Raw genomic sequence first — 21,448 nt, 5'->3', positions numbered from 1 at the left:
GAGAGGAGAAATCCTCTCCCGGTCTAAGTTGACCTTGTTATCACTGTAAAAATTGTATAAGATAGAACTAAAGAAGAATAAAAAAGGGAGTGAGCATATGGTTTTTTCACCGCGTCTTCGACAAATATTACTGATTATGTTAGAGGAAAATGATATTGTATCAGTTAAAAATTTGGCAGATAAAATTAAGGTAAGCAAACGAACGGTGCAAAGAGAATTGGAATGTACCGCGCTTTCCCTGAAAAAATACGGGATATCCCTGCAAACGAAAACAGGCATCGGAATATGGCTGACTGGTGAAGAAACGGACAAAAAGAAGCTCCTTGAAGCGCTGCAGGCGGAAGACATAGTTGATTCTGCAGACAAAGAAGAGAGAAGAAAACGGTTAATCTTAGAAATATTAAAGGACAGAACACCTAAAAAGCTGTATTATTACGGAAATATATTTGGTGTAAGCGAGGCGACAATCAGCAATGATATGGAAGTCATAGAGGAGTGGTTTCACCAATTTGACTTAACCATCATGAGAAAACAGGGTTACGGTGTTGTCTTGGAAGGCAGCGAGAAAAATTACCGCCTTGCCGTGAGAAAATTTATTGATGAGAATATAGACAGCAAGCTTATCAAAAATCTCTTTGAAGGAAAAGAGAGAACAATCTTAGAAGTAATCGGAAACAAGAAAGGTGACATCTACAATCTTTTAAATGATGATATATTAAAGCAGGTTATTACTTGTTTCCTGAGCATACAGGACAAAAGAATACTGCGGCTGACAGAGAATTCGTATGTCGGTCTGATTCTTCATGTTACCATTGCGATTAACCGGATTTTACAGCAAGAAATTATAGAGCCGAATGAAGAATTACAAAAGCTGACACAGCGAGATGATGATTACAATTTGGCACTTCATATTGTAAATTCTTTGGAGGAGGAGTTTCAAATAGAGATCCCGGATATCGAGATAGATTATATCTGCCTTCACATCAAGGGAGCCAAGCTGCAATACGTCACGGAGGACGGAATGGAGGGGCAGAGTCAGAGAGAGCGGGAAGAATTATTAAACTTTATCAATGAGATGATAGAAGAATATGATGATAAGCTGTCCTATGAACTAAAGCAGGATGAGGAGTTTATCGTCGGGCTTTTGGCACATTTGCAGCCTACATTTGTCCGTCTGGGAAATCAGATGAACATCTACAATCCGTTACTGGAGCAGATTAAGGAGACCTATCCAGAAATATTCCAAAAATGTATGCGGGTAGGAGAATTAATTGAGAGACGCTATTCGTACAAAGTGCCGGAAGCGGAGGTTGGTTTTCTTGCTATGCACTTTGGTGCGGCGTCGGTTCGTCTTGAAAATCAGAAGGAGAACAAGAGGAAGGTTGAAATTGGAATTGTCTGTGCCAGTGGTATTGGTATATCCAGATTAATGCTGACAAAACTGAAGAGATTTTTAAGAGAAAGAGCTGCGCTTATGACGTTTGGAAAAGAGGATTTGACCCCTGTTGTGTTAAAGCGGGTGGATTTCCTTATTTCAAGCATTGATTTGAATGATGTCGCGGCGGATATTATAAGGGTCAGCCCTCTTTTGCCGGAGGAGGATTTGGTACAGATAGAGTCTAAGGTGAGGCTTTATGAGAAAACTCCGAAGAAAAAAAATGTAGAAACAGAATTTTCCAGTCAGCTTGAAACAGTCAATTTTGTGGTGGCTCAGATAAAATCTATGATTAAGGATTTTCAATGTATGAAGGTCAATAATGATATCGGGTTTGATGAGCTTTTGATGGCAGTGACAGAGAAATTGTCACCTTACAATGAAAAACGCATCTTAATTCAGGAAGATATTAAGCGAAGAGAACAGATTGCAACGCAGATTGTACCGGAACTGGATTTTGCTCTTCTGCACACGCGCACAAAGGGAGTTATAAAGCCAAGCTTTTCCATCTGTTTAACCAAAGACTTAAAAGCTTTTTCGGATCCTTACTTTAAGTCCATTCACGTTGTTATCATCATGCTTTTGCCAGACGATGAAAACATTGAAATAAACAGAAGAATACTGGGGCATTTGAGCAGCAGTCTGATTGAAGACGAGGAATTTTTAAGTACTATTTTTGGGGGAGATAAAGAGGAAATCAAAGGAATGCTTGCCAAACAATTGAAGATATATTTCAACCAGTATATAGACGGAGTGTAGCAAGAGGGTGTTGCCAAATCACTAAAATAAAGTGATGGGGCAACACCCTTTTTTTACATGCATAGCATAGTGACATTGTGCACAGAAAAATATGTATTATTTATATTATATTGTAAAATATCACATGAAATAATTTTGATTGATTTCAAGTTGATAAAATAATGCAACATTTATTAGAATTTTTCATGGATAAGTTATTTGAATTATATAAAATTAAGATGGACGGCATAGGAGAACCAAAACAAAAAATAAAGAGTCCCCCTATGCTGTCGTATCGTAAATAGGAGGGGACTAAGGGAGGAGAAGAAAAAGAGTTATGAAGGGTATTATGAAGAGAAGTAAAGGAGGCCTTGCAATACTGCTTGGCCTGAGTATGATTCTGCCCAGTATGCCCGGGGGCATAAGTTTTGCGGCAGGAACAGCTACTGTCTATGGGGCAGCTTATCAGTCTGCGACCAATATTGCAGACACCACATTGCCTGATTCGGTAGATGTGAGCGGGGTACAGACCCCTGTCACATGGTCGTTGGGGAAAAATACTTTTTTAGTTCCCTATGAAACCGTACAGGTAACAGGAAGTACAGAGGCGGGAGATACGGTGACCGCACAAGTGGAGGTAATTCCTTCTAGAGAAAACGAACTTGTATATTTTGTTGATGCAAGCCGGGATACAGGAAAAGAATCCAAAGCTTATACGTCAGTACAAGCTCTGACTCCTACCACTTTATTAAACAAAGCGGCAGATCAGGTGTATAATACAACGGACAAGTGGGGAAGAGTAGGAACCAACTTCAGTGAAAAAGGAACTACCGGACTGGATGTGACGAAAAAAATTCAGACAGGCTGGTACAGTTCCGGCAAAACAACAGCTCTTACTTACCAATATTATCTGGAGCCAGGAACTTATACTCTGACCGCCGGATTTTATGAGTGGTGGAATGGGAGAAGTATGAAGCTGGCACTAAGCGGAACGGGTATGACAAGCGTTACTTCGGAAACAGCTACCGTATCCGGTATTGGAAGTTCTACGGTAAAATCCGTAAACTTTACCGTAGACACTGCGTGTACTGTTACGATGGCAGTACAAAATGCCACAGGCGGGGAAGCTCCCGTGATTAGTTGGTTTGCTGTAGCCAAAGGAGAAGTGCAAATTCCGAACAAGCCTACAGAAATTGTTATAGACGGAGCAGATGTAGCAAAAGCTGCAGCTAATAAAAACGGATTGACCTATAAAGGCTTTGGTGTATTAAGCGGCAACAGTACTAGTAACCTTCTGATGGATTACAAGGAAGAATATCCGGAAGCTTATCAGGAAATGCTTGAGGTGCTGTTTGGAGGAGAACATCCGTTAATTGACCATGTGAAGATGGAAATGGGAAATGACGGAAATAACTCTACCGGTGCAGATGCGTGTACCATGCGTTTTGAGGACGAAGAAGCGGACGCTTCCAGAAGCCCGGGCTTCCAATTGGCAGCAGATGCAAAGGACATCAATCCAGATGTAAAGGTGAGCTTTTTGCGATGGGAAATGCCTACGTGGGTAAGCAGCGCATGGAGCAGCGACAAGACAGGTGCCGGCTATGAGGCGGTATATAAATGGTATAGGGAAACCATTTTTGATGCCTATGAAAAATATCATTACATAGTAGATTATGTGGATCCGGATAAAAATGAAACAACGGACCCGGATGAAGCATTTATAAAATGGTACAAGAACAGGGTAGCGACAGAAACAGAGTTTCCTGCGTATATGGATGAGGAAGCAATAGAAGCTTACCATAATATTAAAATCATTGCTTCTGATGAAAATACCAGTTTGAATATTGTACCTAGTATGAGAGCAGATTCCGTGCTTTACAATGCAGTGGATGCCGTAGGCTTCCACTACAGAGCAGGAGATGCAACCTCCACGGCAGATTACCGTACTATGGCTGATGTAGATGATAAGGAAGTATGGTACAGCGAAGGAGTTGCAAACTTTAGTTATTCTGAATATCATGAAAACAAGACAACGGCATATGGAGCCCAAACCATCGGTGGTTTCCAAAGTCCTCTGGGACTGGCAGATAACTTTATCAAGAGCTTTGTTTATTCCCGTAAGACTCATTATATTTTCCAGCCAGCCATCGGTTCCTTCTATGAGGGACTTCAGTATGACCATAAGGAAATTTTAAGTGCAAGAGAGCCTTGGGCAGGTTATGTTCATTATGATCCGTTTATCTATATGATGCAGCATTTTACTAAGTTTTCTAAAGTCGGTTGGGAAAATGAGGATAACACAGCCGGAATCTGGCGTGTAATTGCCAATGCAAGCGGCAATAACTCAAGCGGATCCGATCATTTGAAAAATGAAGACGGAAACCCAAGTTATATGACATTGGCTGCACCGGATAAGAGCAATTTTTCTGTGGTTATCGTAAATAACAGCAATAAAACACTGAATTATCAGATTAAAGCAAAGGATATGGAGCTGGCAGAAGGTGCCCCTGTAGAAATATGGGAGACGAAAACAGACAGCTATTTACAGTATCAGGGAGAGGCGGAGTATGCAGACGGGTATTATAATGTAACCGTTGCTCCGTATTCTATGATAACTGCAACTACCTTGGATACAGAACAAAATCCGGAATATACAGAGCGTTTGCCCGAAGAGAAAGAAAAGAGCGTACTGGATACAGATAGTACAGGAAGAACGCTGGATACTACCGACAATATCCTTTATGCAGATGATTTCAATTACAGCGGATATGATGCAGACTATTTGGAAAAACGCGGAAATGAACCTAGATATATTTTGGATGTAAGCGGTGCATTTGCCGTAGAGGATGGAAAGTTAAAGCAGTTACTTAGCAAGTCTGTCGGTCAATGGAACAACAATACGCCAAACTGCGTAGTAGGTGATTTCCGTTGGATGAACTATAAAGCAAGCGTAGATGTTACTGTAGCAGGTTCAGGCTATGGCGGACTGAATATCCGTCAGCAGACAGGGATGAACTTTGAAGGAAGCGGATACAGCTTGCAAATTACAAAGAGCGGAAGCTGGACCTTGAAAAAGCGCAGCACTACATTAGCAAGCGGAACCGTAACAGCAAACCAGAACGGAAGCTATAAGCTGGAGCTGGAGGGAAAAGGAAAGCTTATCACTGCAAGAATAGACGGGAAAGACGTTACTTCTTATGTAGACTCAAATCCGGAATACTTTGGAAGAGTACGTCTGGGATGCAATTGGGAAACTACCTCCTTTGATAATCTGGTAGTAGAAAAGCTGTCAGGTTATATCCCTTACGCGACAGAGCTGATAGATAATGCTTCAGATGAAGTGAGTTATACAGGTACATGGGATACTATTGCAGCGGGAGACGGTGCAAGCAGCTATGACTGGTATCGTACCAAGAGTACCACCTCAACCGCAGATTCTACGTTTTCTTTTGACATGACGGGAGCAGGCTTTGCACTTATTGGGGCAAATGATGCGACTGCCGTACTGGATATTACGGTAGACGGAGAAACAGTAGCGGAAAATGCAGCTACCAATTCCAGCAGCCAGCATTATTCCACCTATATGCTGACTGGCTTAGAAGATGCGGCGCACAGCGTAACTGTAACGGTAAAATCAGGGAAAATGGTATTGGATGCTATTCATGTACTTCCGCTGAATGCGACCGACAGTACCGCATTGAAGGCATTGATTGAACAGGCGGCAGAAATTCAGAATGAAGATTATACAGAAGCTACCTGGAATACATTCCAAAGTGCGCTTGAGGCTGCACAGGAAGTAGAAGCTGATGAGGCTGCAAGTCAAGAGGCGATTGATAATGCATATTATGCTTTAAAAGATGCCATAGACGGACTTAAAAAAGGAGATGCCATAGTATCAGCCGAAGAAGTATCCATTGCCGCTTATGCGGGTGGAAACTTAAGCCTTCCTTCCAGTCTGACCTGTACCACGGCAGCAGAAGAAGAGGTATCAAAAGAAGTGATTTGGGACACGGAAGACATTTCAGCCTTAACGGTATATGATACCCTGACCGTAACCGGAACCATAAAAGACAGTGGATTTGAGGTAAGTGCAACTGTTGAGGTTGTTCCGGCTAATCTTCAATACTTTATTAACGCCGGTACGGGAATTGGCTATGTAAATAATAATGCCGTCGCAGCGGTGTCCAAACCTTACAATGCCGTTTCAGCATTGGTGACAAATCTGAAGAACAACATCTCTGATGCGGCTTATACCTCAGAGAGTGGATGGGGTTTTGTGAATGACAGCACCTATAAGGTAAGTGCAACTGTAAGCGGCGGAGACCGTCCGGACAGCTATACAAGTACAGATAAGTATAGTGTTGGTCTGCGGGATAAGACAAGCGGAACACAGCCTATGGTTTACCGCTTTACTTTGGATGCGGGAACTTATGAGCTGACAACAGGATACCATGAATTTTACGGAAGCGGACGTCTCCGCGATATGCAACCAAGTGTAAGCTGGACAGATTCCACAGGAGCCAGCCAGACCGTAAACGGAGAAATTATTTATTTGCGCAGCGCCGATACCAAGGGAACGATATCCTTTACCCTGGATCAGGAAACGGTAGTGGAATATCATCTTATGAAGGTAGCCAACGAAGCGCCTATGTATAGCTGGATTGGAATTGCAAAGACAGCGGGGGATGAGGGAGAGACTGTTGATAAGAGTTCCTTGGAAACTGCAATCAATACAGCAAAGGAATTGGATAAAACCAAATATACACCGGAAAGCTATGCAGACGTGGAAGCGGCTCTAAGTGCAGCAGAAACTATATTGGCAGATGACATGGCATTACAGGAAACCGTAGATGCAGCAGCACAGGCGCTCGATAATGCAATTGCGAACCTGAAAGAAAAGACAGAAACGCAGGTAGACAAAGATGCATTACAGACAGCCGTTTCCAATGCAAAAACAATCGACAAAAGCCAGTATACAGCAGAAAGCTATGCAGAGGTAGAAAAAGCATTAAGTGATGCAGAAGAGGTATTGGCAGATACCAATACTACGCAGGAAGTTGTAGATGCGGCTGTAGAAGCACTCAATGATGCGATTGCTGACTTAGAAGAAATCGTAACCGTAGACAAAGCGGTATTAGAAGGCGCCATTTCCAGTGCAAAAGCAATCGATGGCAGTAAATACACCGCAGAAAGCTATGCAGAGGTACAAAAGGCATTAAGTGAAGCCGAGAGCATATGGGCGGATGCCAATGCCACACAAGAAGCAATCGATGCAGCCGTAAGAGCATTAAACAATGCGGTAGATGCATTGAAAGCAAAAGCCGTAGCAGATAAAACCGCATTAAAGGCTGTAATTAACAGTGCAAAAGCATTGGACAGCAGTAAGTACACGGCAGAAAGCTATGCAGAGGTAAAAAAAGCATTAAGTGCAGCGGAAAGCGTATTAATGGATGATGAGGTATCACAGGAAGCAGTAAACAATGCTGTGCAAGCATTGAATAATGCAATGGTTGCGTTAAAGGAAAAGGAAGTAGAGGCATCTTCTGTAGCGTTGAATTACAACAAGATTACGATGAAAAAAGGCAGTAAATTTAAGTGGCTGAGCACTGCTTTCACTCCGGATAACACAACGAATAAGACGCTTACATGGGCATCCTCTAATACAAAGATTGCAACAGTAGACAAAAATGGTGTCATATCAGCAAAAAAAACAGGAACTGCTACGATAACAGCAAAAACAGTAAACGGAAAGACAGCTTCGGTAAAAGTAACCGTCCAAACAGGTGATGTAAAGGTAAGTAAGATTACTTTAAATGAAAAGAAACAAACGGTTACCGTAGGAGACAAGGTAACGCTGAAAGCTACCGTAGCGCCAGTCAATGCAACCAACAGCAAGGTGACTTGGGCTTCTTCCAATACAAAGGTAGCCAAGGTAAGCTCCAAGGGCGTTGTCACCACAGTAGGCACAGGAACAGCTAAAATTACTGTAAAGGCAAAAGATGCAAGCAAGAAAACCGCAACCTTTACGATTACCGTAAAGAAACCGGGTAAGCCATCCATCACCACCGTAACCAGCAATGAGAAGAAAAAGGCTGAGCTGACATGGGGTAAGGTAGATAAGGCGAGCGGCTATGAGATTTATGCGGCGACGTCTAAAAACGGAACTTATAAGAAGGTAGCAACTGTTTCCAAAGGAAGTACAGTAACCTGCACCGTAAAAAAACTGACATCCAAGAAAACCTATTATTTTAAGGTAAAGGCATATATCACCGTATCCGGTAAAAAAGTATACAGTGAGGATTCCTCTAAAAAATCAGTAAAAATAAAATAAAGGATCATATCCTAAAGTGGCTACCCGTCTGTAATTGAAAATGCAGGCGGGTAGACTTTTATGCGCATGAAGGCAAGTGGAAGATGTCGCTACGTGACTTCATGCGGCGTAGAGTGTGAACTTTGCCCACACTTTTTAAGAATGTCCATATTAAATAGCGTCAAACTCAATTTTGTTTAAATTGATTTAAACAAAGAAAAAGCGCTATAATAAGCTTAGAAACAAAGAAAAAACAAGGAGAGACCTAAAGGAGTGATGGTATGTTTTTTAAAAGAAAAGAAGAGGAAGCGAATAAACCGGAGCTACTTCAGAAAAAAAATATTATATTAAATTGTCAACCAAAACCGAAAGAAGATGTGATTCGTCATGTCGGAGGGCTTTTATACGAAGGTGGATATGTAGATGCTGATTATGCGGATGCAATGATTTTGAGAGAGGAAACTTTTTCAACAAACATCGGAAACGGAATTGCAATCCCGCATGGAGTGGAAGAGGCTAAGAAAAAAATCCAGAATTCAGGTATTGCGGTTATGGTGTTTCCGGACGGAACGCTTTGGAATGATGAGAAGGTTTATATCGTAATCGGAATTGCAGGGGCAGGAGAAGAACACTTGGATATATTGGCAAATATTGCTGAAAAGCTGTCAACTCCTGAAGCAGTTCAAGATTTGATTGGAAGTGACACGGATACCATATTCAACACATTTACAGGAACGGGAGGAATGTAACAGTGATAATTACAGTGACAATGAATCCGGCGATTGATAAGACAGTAGATTTGGCAAGTTTTGAACATGGCAGTTTAAACCGTTTAACGAATGTCATCATGGATGCCGGCGGAAAAGGAATTAATGTATCAAAGACAATCAAAGAATTAGGCGGAGAGTCAATCGCTACCGGTTTTATCGGGGGAAGCGCCGGGACTTTTATTGAAAAAGCTTTAACGGAATTGGGAATCAAATCTGATTTTATTTCGGTAACGGGAGAAACCAGAACAAACCTAAAGGTTGTGGAGAAGAGCGGAGCTGTTACCGAGCTGAATGAGCCGGGACCGATAATCGGCCAGGAGGAAATTGCAGCGCTGACAGAGAAATTAGAAGGATATGCAAATCCAGACACCTTGTTTGTATTTGCGGGAAGTATTCCAAATGGTGTGGATAAAACCATTTACAGCACCTTAATTGAAAAGGTGAAGGCGAAAGACGCTAAGGTATTTTTGGACGCAGACGGCGAGCTGTTTGCCAACTCCTTAAAGTCAAAGCCGGATATTATCAAGCCAAACCGTTCAGAGGTAGAAGCATATTTTGGTATGGATTATCGTGCAAACGAGGAAGAGCTCGTTAGCATGGGACAGAATTTTCTTGATATGGGCATTGGAATGGTAGCGATATCCTTAGGACAGATGGGTGCATTGTTTCTGACGAAGGAAAAGAGCATAAGATGCCCGGGATTAAAGGTGGATGCTCATTCAACAGTAGGCGCAGGAGATGCTATGGTAGCGGCACTGTCCTATGGAACGGATAAGGGAATGGAAGTCACTGAATGTATCCGATTAGGTGTTGCGACGTCGGCCGGAGCGGTTACAACAAAGGGCACAAAGCCACCTTCCAAGGAACTTGTGGAGGAGCTTGCAAAAAAAGTCGAAATCATTAATTTGTAGCATAAATACTATGCCGATAAGGCACGTTCTATTAATGAATTATTTTGAAAAATGGAGGAAAAACAATGAAAACAAGAGCAGTCAGAATGTATGGAATGGATGATTTGCGTTTAGAGGAATTTGAATTACCGGAAATAAAAGACGATGAAATATTAGTCAAAGTCATCAGCGACAGTATTTGTATGTCAACCTACAAGCTGGTAAAGCAGGGAAAGAAGCACAAACGTGCGCCACAGAACATTGATACCAACCCGATTATTATCGGACACGAATTTGCAGGTGATATTGTTGCAGTTGGTTCCAAGTGGGAAGGGCAGTTCAAGCCGGGCCAGAAGTTTGCTTTGCAGCCTGCGTTGAATTATAAAGGAAGTCTTGCATCCCCGGGTTACTCCTATGAGTTTTTCGGCGGTGCGTGCACCTACTGCATTATCCCTCAGGAAGTAATGGAGCTTGGCTGTCTGCTTGACTATGACGGCGAGAGCTATTTTGAGGCATCCCTTGGTGAGCCGATGAGCTGTATTATTGGCGGATATCATGCAAATTATCACACGAACAAACAAAATTATGAACACGCGATGGGAACAAAGGTAGACGGCAACATACTTGTTATGGGCGGCTGCGGACCGATGGGACTTGGAGCGGTAAGCTATGGCTTATGCATGGAAAATAAACCAAAGAGACTCGTTGTAACAGATGTAAGCGATGACAGAATCAAGAGAGCAAGAGAAGTAATATCCGAGGCAACCGCTGCTGAGAAAGGCATTGAGTTGATTTATGTAAATACCGCAACGATGAGCAATCCGGTGGAGGAGCTTATGGCGTTGACGGACGGACATGGCTATGATGATGTATTTGTATATGTTCCGATTCGTGAGGTTGCTGAAATGGGTGATACCCTGCTTGCATTTGATGGCTGTATGAACTTCTTTGCGGGACCGTCTGATAACCAGTTTAAGGCAGAAATCAACCTTTACAATACACATTACACAAGCACACATATACTTGGAACGACAGGCGGAAATACGGATGATCTTGTCGAGGCAATTGATTTGGCATCCAAGAAAATGATTGAGCCAGCTGTTATGGTTACTCATGTAGGCGGATTAAACAGTGTGGCAGATGCAACCTTGAACCTGCCAAACATTCCAGGCGGAAAGAAATTAACCTATACACAGTTTGATATGCCGCTGACTGCAATCGATGATTTTGAGGAGTTAGGTAAGAATGACCCGTTATTCCAAAAGCTTGCAGAATCTTGCAAAAGCCATAAAGGCTTGTGGAATAGTGAAGCGGAGAAGATATTGTTTGACCATTTTGGTGTAAATTAAATTCTTGAGAAATATGATTTGACCAAAGATAAAAATACCCTGAAAGGTGAAAATTGACTTTCGGGGTATTTTTATATTATAGGAAATGAAGCAAAAAATAATACAATTTTATTTTTTTCCCCATAAAATGAGGAGTGCCCCGGCGACAAGACCGAGGCTATTATGAAAAAATTTATCTATATTGTGTAATGAAAACATTACGAAACTAGCGATTTTTGTCAAGATGTTTACATCTTTAACTTAATATCAGTATAGCAATCACTTATGAACAAAATATGAACACTGTATTAATATATTGTAAAAGATACACAAATGAAAACCGTATCGACGTCATAATTAGATAATAATGCACAACACGAAGATGCCATGATGCTTCAGCTATATGTAAAAACCGCAAAAAAGGCTTAAAGTGCATTCTATAATAAAAAGAAAGAATATGCAAAAAACAGTGGAAATATGTGTGAAAAGTAGTTAGAATGAAAAGAAGGAAGGAAATAAAGGAGGAATAGAAAATGGCTGGATTAATGGATATGATTAGTAATCGTGACAGCAGTATTGACAAGAGTATTGCTGAGACCACGATGCAGTGTTTGAGGGAAATGAAGAAGCAGACAGGAGAAAATGTCGAACTTGTAAAGAAAATCAATTCTTTGGTAGAGGCAAGCGTTACCAAAATAAAAGGAATTGAAGTTAAGACAAATGAACAGAATATAAATGATAAGGCAGTAGAAGAATTGAAGCAGGAAGTGCAGGAGATGAAAAGAGAATTTTCGGACGAGCTTACCCTGCTTAAAAATCAGTTAGATGAAAATATGAATAAGGAAAATGGCAAGCTTTATAAAAGTGTCAAGGCAATGCTGGAGGAGCATGAGGAAAAGCAGCAAAAGCAGATAAAATCCATAGGCCGCTTTAATAAGGTTATTCTGTGGTTTCTATTTCTTATCACTGTTTTGCTCGTCACAAACATTATAGGTATTATATAAAAATTGACAAAGATCCAACCAGCAAGAAAAAATGAGAGTTAAGAATTAGGTTTAGCCTTGTGGCACTGCCGAAGGCTGAATAGCAAGTTTTGAAAGGAATTATGAAAAAATGGGAAAAACAAATAATAAGATTTACATTATCGGGCATAAGAATCCGGACACGGATTCTATTTGTTCTGCGATTGCCTACACGGCACTCAAGAATAAAATATCCGATAAGGAGCATTGCGCCAGAAGAGCAGGGCAGATTAATGAGGAGACACAGTATGTCCTAAATCGCTTTGGTGTGGAGGCTCCGGCATATATGTCCGATGTCGGAACACAGATTAAGGATATTGAAATCAGAGAGACAGAAGGGGTAAGAAGCAGCATTTCACTGAAAAAAGCATGGCAGCTTATGAAAGACGAGAATGTAGTGACCTTACCTATTACAAATAAAGAGAATCATCTGGAGGGGCTTATCACCATCGGTGACATCACAACCTCCTATATGGAAGTATTTGACAGTGCCATACTGTCCGCGGCAAGGACACAGTATAAAAATATTTTGGAGACGCTGGAAGGTACGATGGTTGTCGGAAATGAACACGCTTATTTTGTGAAAGGAAAGGTGTTGATTGCGGCGGCAAATCCTGATATGATGGAAACCTTTATTGATCCGGACGACTTGGTTATTTTGGGAAACCGCTATGAATCACAGCTTTGCGCAATTGAGATGAATGCAAGCTGCATTATCGTGTGTGAGGGTGCCAAGGTATCCATGACGATCAAAAAGCTTGCAGAGGAGAGAGACTGCGTTATTATCAGCACCCCTCATGATACATATACAGTGGCAAGACTGATTAATCAAAGTATGCCGATTAAGTATTTCATGAGAAAGGACAACCTGATTACATTTAGGACAGAAGATTTTACGGAAGCGGTAAAAGATGTTATGGCAAAAAAGAGACACCGTGATTTTCCGATTGTTGATAAAAAAGGTGCCTATATCGGCATGATATCCAGACGTAACCTGCTCAATATGACAAGAAAACAGTTGATTTTGGTTGACCATAACGAGGCATCTCAGGCGGTAGACCAGGTAGAGGAAGCAGAGATTTTAGAAATCATTGATCATCACAGACTTGGTTCCTTGGAGACTATTTCTCCGGTATTTTTCAGAAATGAGCCTGTGGGCTGTACTGCTACAATTGTGTATAAGATGTATCGGGAGGCAAATATTGAGGTTGAGCCTCATATCGCAGGACTTTTATGTGCGGCAATTCTCTCCGATACACTGATGTACCGCTCTCCTACCTGTACCTCGGTGGATAAGGCAGCAGCGCAGGAGCTGGCACAGATAGCGGGAATTGATGTGGAAGAGTTTGCGCAGGAAATGTTCCGCGCGGGAAGTAATCTGAAAAACAAATCTCCTGAGGAGGTTTTCTATCAGGATTTCAAGAAGTTCAGCGTAAACGGAACTTCCTTCGGGGTAGGTCAAATTAACTCCATGAATGCTGAGGAGCTGGAAGAAATTAAGAGCAAGCTTCTGCCGTATCTGGACAAGGCATATAAGGAACACGGAATTGATATGCTTTTCTTTATGCTGACTAATATTATTGAGGAATCCACAGAGGTAATCTGTCAGGGCAAGGATGCAAACAGCGTGGTAGAGAGTGCGTTTGATGTAAAGTCTGACAGTGACTCTTATATTTTAAAAAATGTAGTTTCAAGAAAGAAACAGCTTATTCCTGCATTTATGAGTGCGATGCAGCAGTAAGCAGAAAGGGGCAGAAAATGCCGAAACAAGTATGGAAACCGGGAAATATGCTCTATCCGTTGCCTGCCGTTATGGTAAGCTGTGCGGATAAGGAGGGAAATGCCAACATCATCACGGTGGCATGGACGGGAACCGTGTGCACTGCCCCGCCGATGCTCTACATTTCCGTCCGCCCCGAGCGGCATTCTTATCAAATGATAAAGGAGACCGGGGAGTTTGTAGTCAACCTGACAACAAAGAAGCTTGCAAAAGCAACCGATTACTGCGGTGTCCGCTCTGGCAGAGATGTCGATAAGTTTCAGGAAATGAGGCTTACGAAGGGAAAAGCAGACAAATTAAAATATGCACCAATCATCGATGACAGTCCGGTCAGCATAGAATGTAGAGTGGTGGAGATAAAGCAATTGGGCAGCCACCATATGTTTCTGGCAGAGGTCGTGGCGGTGGATGTTGAGGAGTCTTACATGGACAGCAAAGGAAAATTCCAGCTAAACTCCTCTGATTTAATGGTGTATTCTCACGGCGAATATTATAATTTGAAGGAACAGCTTGGAACTTTTGGTTATTCCGTGCGGAAGAAAACAAAGGGGCAGGCGAAGAAGACGAGCAGAAGATAGGTCGGGAGGCAAAGATGAAAATAGCGGCGATATCAATTGAAAACTTCAAATCCATTAAGAAACTGACGATTGACGAAATCGACAATGCAATGATTCTAGTCGGCAAGAACAATACAGGAAAATCTGTGGTTATGGATGCTCTTTTAGCACTTTCGGAAGACTATGAGATAAAGGAGACCTACTTTTTTTCAAAGCATGCCAATATCGAGATAAGCGTTACGCTGAATATTGATGATGAGGATTTGGCAGGCATGAATGAACGTGGAATCGTGAGCCGGTATAAGCGCTATGAGATATGGGAAAAGGACTTTATAGAGAAGCTGCCTTGCTACTCAAAGGAGGAGGAGCAGCTTAAATTTACTTGTATTATCAATAAGGAAGGCAAGCGGCGTTACTACGACGGGGTAAAAAAGGACAATAAGTACATCAAAGAGGTACTTCCCAAAATCCATTATCTGGATTGTAGCAGAGATTTGAGTAACATTCAGAAGGATATTTTCAGTTTTCAGGGAAATAAGGCATTGGAGAAGCTCCGCTACAACAAATGCATGTTTGACGGAAAAAAGCCGTGCAGCCGTTGCTTTGAGTGTGTCGGTTTTATCCATCAGAAGACTCCTGAGGAGCTTGATATCATTGAGACTGCAAGACTTTTGGAATATAAGCTTTTTACGACGAATATCGAGGAATTTGAGAGCCGGGTAAATTACTATTTTCACAAAAACAACGGTGAAGCGCAGAGCGTAAAATATGTGATGAATTTTGACTATGATAAAATTCTTGCGACGGACACACTGGTTGATAACGTGGAGAGGGGCACTCTTGGCTCCATAGACGCCTTGGGAGCAGGCACTAAGAGTATTTATATCTTTTCTCTGTTAGAGGCGTATAATGAGCGTGCAAACAGCGTAAACAGCATTATTTTGATTGAGGAGCCGGAAATCTATCTTCACCCGCAGCTTCAAAAGGTGGCAAGTGAGATTTTGTACCGTCTGTCCAAGAAAAATCAAGTGATTTTTTCCACACATTCACCGAATATGCTCTTTAATTTTGCCAGCAGGCAGATTAAGCAGGTGGTGGCAGATGAGGACTATAACACTGCAATTAAAGAGGATGTAGACATCGACATCATTTTGGATGATTTGGGCTACACCGCTAATGATATGATGAATGTAAGTTTTGTTTTCATCGTGGAGGGTAAGCAGGACGGAAACAGACTGCCGCTCCTTTTGGAAAAGTATTATTCAGAAATCTACGATGAGGAGGGAATGCTAAAACGAATTTCCATCATTCCCACCAATAGCTGTACCAACATTAAGACGTATGCAAACCTAAAGTACATAAATAAGTTGTATCTGAAAGATCAGTTTCTGATGATAAGAGACAGCGACGGCAAAAATCCGAACTACCTTGTCAGGCAGCTTTGCAGCTACTATGAGCAGAGGGCAAAGGAGGATCTTGACAATGTACCGCGGGTGCAGCCGAAAAATGTACTTGTGTTAAAATATTATTCCTTTGAAAATTACTTTTTGGACCCGAAGGTTATGAGTAAAATTGGGGTCATAAAAACGGAAGAGGACTTTTACAATATTTTGTATGACAAATTTAAGGCGTATTTGTATAAGCTTCCGAGCATGAAGCGCATGATGAAGATTACAGGGGCGAGAATACGAAGCAAGGAAGACTTGAAGGCAAATATGGAGTATATCCGTATCTATGTCAGAGGGCATAACCTGTATGATATATTTTACAGTAAATATCGTGGGGATGCGGAGACAGAAATATTAAAGCGGTATATCGATGTGGCACCGCGGGAGAACTTTGCAAACATTTTGGATGGGATTGATCGGTTTGTCTATTTTGAGAGCCGAAGAAAAGATATGGAAGAGTAAAAAGATAGGAATTGGAACATTAGGCGGGGTATCCTCTGTTTAGGGATGCCCCGCTGGTTTTGTGGCACAGGATACCACACAGCTATTCGTTCTGTTCTTCTTGATCTAACTGTTTTTTAATTTTTTCCTGTTTTTTCGTATTCAGATAATTAAGAAAAAATAGTACAATAAAAGCCAAAAGGGTTGCGCTGATAAAAGTAACTGCTAACGCGGCGATAAAATAACCTATACCATCCTCCTTATAGCGTTCTGCGTATTGTATATAGTTTAAAATACCGTTAATCGCCGTTACTACTATTCCGCACACTATACTGTTCACAAAAGTGAGGGCTTTAGCCCGTTTTTCTTCACCGTATATGTTAAGTCCCGAGGACATGTACCGTATTATTATATAAAAGGACATTCCGAAGAAGCATATAAACTCAACGGCATATTGCTCAAATGGAGCGTTCAGCAGAAACTGTTGTACGAGCATTGAACAGAGAAGCGCAATCATTAAAATGCCATATGCTTCACTATTTATTTTACGGCGTTGTCCTATAACTCTTTCATCTTGCAAATTTTCCTTTTTCATTTCGATTCCTCCCAAAATAAATCATTTAATGTTTTACCAAGTGTCTTGCAAATTGCTATGCACAAGTTTAGTGTAGGATTATACTCCCCTGATTCTATCAACCCGATTGTTTGACGGGTGACGCCTACGGCTTTTGCCAAGTCCTCTTGTTTCATATCGGCTTCCATTCGGGCAATTTTCATTCTCTTGTTTTTCATGGAATACCTCCTTTATAATCTAATAGTACATTATATATTGCTAAATGTCAATTATATATTGCATTTTTAATTTTAAAAGACTATCTTGGGGTTTATGTTACTTCTGAAAGATATAATACCCTGTTACGCTGAAGTAGGGCAGCCTTGCCATAGCACGTGACTTCCTGCCTTTGTTCAATTCCTACTTTTTCAAAAAGCTTCCCCGAACGACTGCGTCAGTTCCAAAACGGCTTTTGATGGCGTCCATTGCCTTCTCAGCCTTTAGCTGTTTTTCATCCACGACAGTGTCAAACAGGGAGAGCTGAACCGGCTCATCCTCATGAGTAAGCTTTGTAGTGCGGATGCCGAGAAGACGGACCGGGTTGTGGTTCCAAAGCTCGTCCAGAAGAATGCAGGCGTATTTATAAATCTGTTCCGTAGTATTGGCGGAGTTTGAAAACTGCATTTGGTGGGACACGCTTGTAAAATCATTATATTTTATTTCCACGCAGATGGTTCCGGCAAGTTGTTTGGCGGCACGCAGACGCTTTGATACTTGCTCGGCAAGGCTAAGTAAAACATGGGTGATTTCGTCTCTCTCCGTTGCGTCAAAGGAGAGGGTGGTGGAGTTTCCTATGCCTTTTAACTCCGTCTGGTCGGCGACAACAGGAGTTTCGTCAATGCCATTTGCATATTGCCAAAGAAGTCTTCCGTGACTCTTTAAATGCGCCTCCAGAAGGTCTGGGGAGGTCTGTGCGAGCTCTCCTATGGTATGGATACCGAGCGTGTTTAGCGTTTTAACACTTGATTTTCCAGCCATGTACAGTTCGCTAAGCGGCAGCGGCCACATTTTTTCCCTGATTTCATTTGGAAAAAGAGTGTGGACCAAATTTGGCTTTTTAAAATCGGAAGCCATTTTTGCAAGCAGGCGGTTTGAGGATATCCCTACGTTTACCGTAAAGCCAAGTTCTCTGTAGACACGATCCTTAATTTGGGTTGCGGCTTCAATTGGGGATGAATATTGATGTGCAACAGAGGTAAAGTCCAGAAAGCATTCGTCAATGCTGAGCTTCTCCATATCAGGGGTGTAGTCGGCTAAAATGGCGAGCATTTTTCTGCTGTACTGACTGTAGAGGGCGTGATTTGGCGGTGCGATAACAAGGTTGGGGCACTTTCTAAGTGCCTGTGCGATTGGCTCGCCCGTTCGGATATTATATTTTTTTGCAGGAATGGACTTTGCAAGCACGACTCCATGACGGCTTTCCCTGTCGCCGCCGATGATGGAGGGGATGGTACGAAGGTCCGTGTGGTCGGGATTGCTTTTTAAATCCTCGACTGCGCTCCAGCTTAGGTATGCGGAATTTACGTCTATGTGGAAGATGATGCGATTCATTTTTTGAGGGGTGCCTTTCTTTGGGATTTTTGGTTGGGTGTGAGGGGTGTGGGACTCGATTGCGCGGGGCTTATCTCGTCGGGTGAGTGTACGACTCGATTGCACTGCGTTTATCTCGTCGGGTGGGGGATTTAGCCCGCAGTGAAGCTCGATTACGCTGCGCTTCATCTCGCTTACGGGCTTCGCCCTATGAAAAAGAAAAAAAACAAATTTCCTTATGTGCGAGCACAACGTAAATTTGTTTTTTTCTTTTTCGCACTGCTCATGTTAATAATAGTGTAACATTTTCCTTGCTATTTTGGAAGATTTTTTATAACATAGAGGTAGTATTTTATTACCATTCAGACTTCGATATTGTTTTGGTTATAATTGGATTTGGGATAGGAAAGTTGAGGAAAAGCGGAAGATGGATAATTTGATATTGATTGGGATGCCGGGAGTGGGGAAGAGTACTGTCGGTGTTATATTGGCTAAGGTTTTGGGATATCGATTTGTCGATTCGGATATAGTAATTCAGGAGAAAGAAAAAAGACTTTTGCGAGAAATTATTGAAACGGAGGGCGTGGATGGTTTTATTGAAATTGAAAACCGGATTAATGCCTCATTAGAGGCAGAGCACTCTGTCATTGCCACGGGTGGAAGTGTCGTGTATGGCAAGGAAGCGATGGAGCATTTAAAGAGTATAGGAAAGGTAGTGTATTTGAAGCTGTCTTATAACAAGCTCAAGAAGCGCTTGGGGGACATTAAAGGCAGAGGCGTTGTGCTGAGAGAGGGACAGACCTTGAAGGATCTGTATGAGGAGAGAACGCTTTTGTATGAAAAGTATGCAGATATTGTCATTGATGAGGAGAAGTTGACAATAGAGGACACCATTACAAAAATAATAGGGGCAATTCAAAATGAAGAAACTGACAAAATATAAAAAGAGAATACGGATAAGTTATGCTGCAGGAGCGTGTGCGACCTGTATGGTGATGCTTCTGATCAATCCTGTGACAAGTGACAGGGGAGACAGAGACGGAAGCTTTTACCATATTGTAGTCAATGGGGAAGACAAGGGGATTGTTGAGAAGGAAGATATGGCAAAAGAGCTTGTGGCGCAGGCACGAAAGCGAATTGCGGCGGAGTCTCAGGATATCATCTATATGGATTATAATTACGAAATTGTTCCGGATAAAAAAATTGTCGGAACGTTGGACGAGCTTGAACAGGTTGAGGAGAATGTTTACAATCAGTTAAAAGAATGTATTGTTCAAACAGAACAAAAAGCATACACAGTCAAAATTGATGATTTTTCGATTACATTGTCAAGCAAGGAGGCAGTGATTGAGCTGCTGAATGCAGTGAAACATGAATATGATGAAAATAACGAATTTTCAATTGACTTAGTGGAGGAAGAAAATCAGGAACTTTCTGCTATGGAGCCGAGCGTATATAAGATTTCCAAATCTGCAAATGAGGCAGATACTGTTTCGGAGGTAAGTTCTCAGGGAGAAACAGGCGAGATGGAAACTGATGTGCAGGCAGCAGAGAGCGATGTGCAGCAGGCGGAATCCGTGGATATAGAGAACCCGGATGAGGCAGAGGTTGCGGACGGAATACTGAATATTGGTTTTGAGCAGGAAATAGAAGTCGTGGAAACCTATGTGCCGACGGAAGATATCATGGATTTGGACGCCGCGATTAATATGGTAACAAAAGATCAAGAGCAGAATAAAATATATGAGGTGATATCCGGCGACTGTTTATCGGTTGTGGCGGAAAAGAATGATACTTCTGTGTCAAAAATTGTAGAGATGAATGAAAATTTGGAGGAGGATTCGGTGCTTCAGATTGGTGACGAAATTATTGTTACTGTGCCGGAACCGGAACTTTCAGTTATCGTGACAGAGCAGACGACCTATGAGGAAGAGTATGAGCTTCCGGTTGAATATGTGGAAAATGACAATTGGTATACGACAAAGCAGGAGGTAATTCAGGAGGCAAGTACAGGTTTTCGTGAAGTTACGGCAAAAATTACCTCAAGAAACGGTTCCGAAACGGACCGTGAGATTGTAAAGGAAAATATTATTACTGAGGCAATACCGCAGATTATAGAAATAGGAACACAGGAGCCGCCGACCTTTATCAAGCCGATTACCGGAGGAAGATTTACATCCGGCTTTGGAAAACGATGGGGCAGAATGCACGAGGGTGTTGACTGGGCAACTCCGACCGGAACTGCGGTCAAGGCATCAAGCAACGGTACGGTTGTCAGTGCCGGCTGGTCAAACGGATATGGCTATTGCGTTACAATAAAGCATGCCAACGGTTTGCAGACCAGATATGGGCATTTGAGTAAAATTTTGGTAAGCTCAGGTGACAAGGTTTCTCAGGGAGATAAAATTGCATTAAGCGGAAACACAGGCAGAAGCACGGGACCGCATCTGCATTTTGAAATCATTGTAAATGGAAGTCAGGTAAATCCATTAAATTACTTGAATTGACTTTGAAATATTGCAAATACTTTCTATATAAGAATTTCAAGAAAAGGTTGCCAGACGGCGTGTTTTGTTGTACTATAGT

At 41.9% G+C, this 21,448-nt stretch carries 14 protein-coding genes; 11 read left to right on the top strand and 3 right to left on the bottom strand.

From position 1 onward, the window contains the following. The first annotated feature begins 97 nt into the window (after positions 1–97). The 9 genes from CTY48_RS04495 (at position 98) to CTY48_RS04455 (ending at position 16,740) form a co-directional block, all read left to right on the top strand. Positions 98–2,194: a BglG family transcription antiterminator gene (locus CTY48_RS04495; RefSeq protein ID WP_099467320.1), complete on the top strand. Its 2,097-nt coding sequence runs from the start codon at positions 98–100 to the stop codon at positions 2,192–2,194. Between the two features lie 328 nt (positions 2,195–2,522). Further along, positions 2,523–8,504, top strand: coding sequence for an Ig-like domain-containing protein (locus CTY48_RS04490; RefSeq protein WP_180272635.1), 5,982 nt, complete (start codon positions 2,523–2,525; stop codon positions 8,502–8,504). A gap of 260 nt (positions 8,505–8,764) precedes the next feature. Beyond that, positions 8,765–9,232 (top strand): PTS sugar transporter subunit IIA, encoded by a 468-nt coding sequence (locus CTY48_RS04485; protein ID WP_099467318.1) that lies wholly within the window; start codon positions 8,765–8,767, stop codon positions 9,230–9,232. Positions 9,233–9,234: 2 nt separating this feature from the next. Next, positions 9,235–10,164, top strand: coding sequence for a 1-phosphofructokinase (pfkB, locus tag CTY48_RS04480; RefSeq protein ID WP_099467317.1), 930 nt, complete (start codon positions 9,235–9,237; stop codon positions 10,162–10,164). A 65-nt stretch (positions 10,165–10,229) separates the two neighbouring features. Then, positions 10,230–11,492, top strand: coding sequence for a zinc-binding dehydrogenase (locus tag CTY48_RS04475; RefSeq protein ID WP_099467316.1), 1,263 nt, complete (start codon positions 10,230–10,232; stop codon positions 11,490–11,492). A gap of 512 nt (positions 11,493–12,004) precedes the next feature. Continuing rightward, the gene (locus tag CTY48_RS04470; protein ID WP_099467315.1) at positions 12,005–12,475 is read left to right on the top strand and encodes a hypothetical protein; all 471 of its coding nucleotides are present in this window, start codon (positions 12,005–12,007) and stop codon (positions 12,473–12,475) included. A gap of 109 nt (positions 12,476–12,584) precedes the next feature. Further along, positions 12,585–14,234, top strand: a complete 1,650-nt coding sequence (locus tag CTY48_RS04465; RefSeq protein WP_099467314.1) for a putative manganese-dependent inorganic diphosphatase — start codon at positions 12,585–12,587, stop codon at positions 14,232–14,234. A gap of 17 nt (positions 14,235–14,251) precedes the next feature. Then, positions 14,252–14,851, top strand: a complete 600-nt coding sequence (locus tag CTY48_RS04460) for a flavin reductase family protein (protein ID WP_099467312.1) — start codon at positions 14,252–14,254, stop codon at positions 14,849–14,851. A 14-nt stretch (positions 14,852–14,865) separates the two neighbouring features. Next, positions 14,866–16,740 (top strand): ATP-dependent nuclease, encoded by a 1,875-nt coding sequence (locus tag CTY48_RS04455; protein WP_099467310.1) that lies wholly within the window; start codon positions 14,866–14,868, stop codon positions 16,738–16,740. Between the two features lie 82 nt (positions 16,741–16,822). Here the strand turns inward: CTY48_RS04455 and CTY48_RS04450 are convergent, their stop codons facing one another. The 3 genes from CTY48_RS04450 to CTY48_RS04440 form a co-directional block, all read right to left on the bottom strand. After that, positions 16,823–17,314, bottom strand: coding sequence for a DUF6773 family protein (locus CTY48_RS04450; RefSeq protein ID WP_099467308.1), 492 nt, complete (start codon positions 17,312–17,314; stop codon positions 16,823–16,825). Continuing rightward, positions 17,311–17,511: a helix-turn-helix transcriptional regulator gene (locus CTY48_RS04445; RefSeq protein WP_099467306.1), complete on the bottom strand. Its 201-nt coding sequence runs from the start codon at positions 17,509–17,511 to the stop codon at positions 17,311–17,313. The genes CTY48_RS04450 and CTY48_RS04445 overlap by 4 nt, the downstream gene beginning before the upstream one ends. A 181-nt stretch (positions 17,512–17,692) precedes the next feature. Beyond that, positions 17,693–18,883, bottom strand: coding sequence for a DNA polymerase Y family protein (locus CTY48_RS04440; protein WP_099467305.1), 1,191 nt, complete (start codon positions 18,881–18,883; stop codon positions 17,693–17,695). 406 nt (positions 18,884–19,289) lie between these two features. Between CTY48_RS04440 and CTY48_RS04435 the strand changes: the two genes are divergently transcribed. After that, positions 19,290–19,805: a shikimate kinase gene (locus tag CTY48_RS04435; protein WP_099467304.1), complete on the top strand. Its 516-nt coding sequence runs from the start codon at positions 19,290–19,292 to the stop codon at positions 19,803–19,805. Then, positions 19,783–21,369, top strand: coding sequence for a peptidoglycan DD-metalloendopeptidase family protein (locus CTY48_RS04430; RefSeq protein WP_099467302.1), 1,587 nt, complete (start codon positions 19,783–19,785; stop codon positions 21,367–21,369). Before CTY48_RS04435 ends, CTY48_RS04430 begins: the two co-directional genes overlap by 23 nt. Positions 21,370–21,448 lie beyond the last annotated feature (79 nt).

The organism is Konateibacter massiliensis, from assembly GCF_900184995.1.
Classification (GTDB): Bacteria; Bacillota; Clostridia; order Lachnospirales; family Lachnospiraceae; genus Lachnotalea; species Lachnotalea massiliensis.
This window is presented reverse-complemented; position numbering and strand designations above follow the sequence as displayed.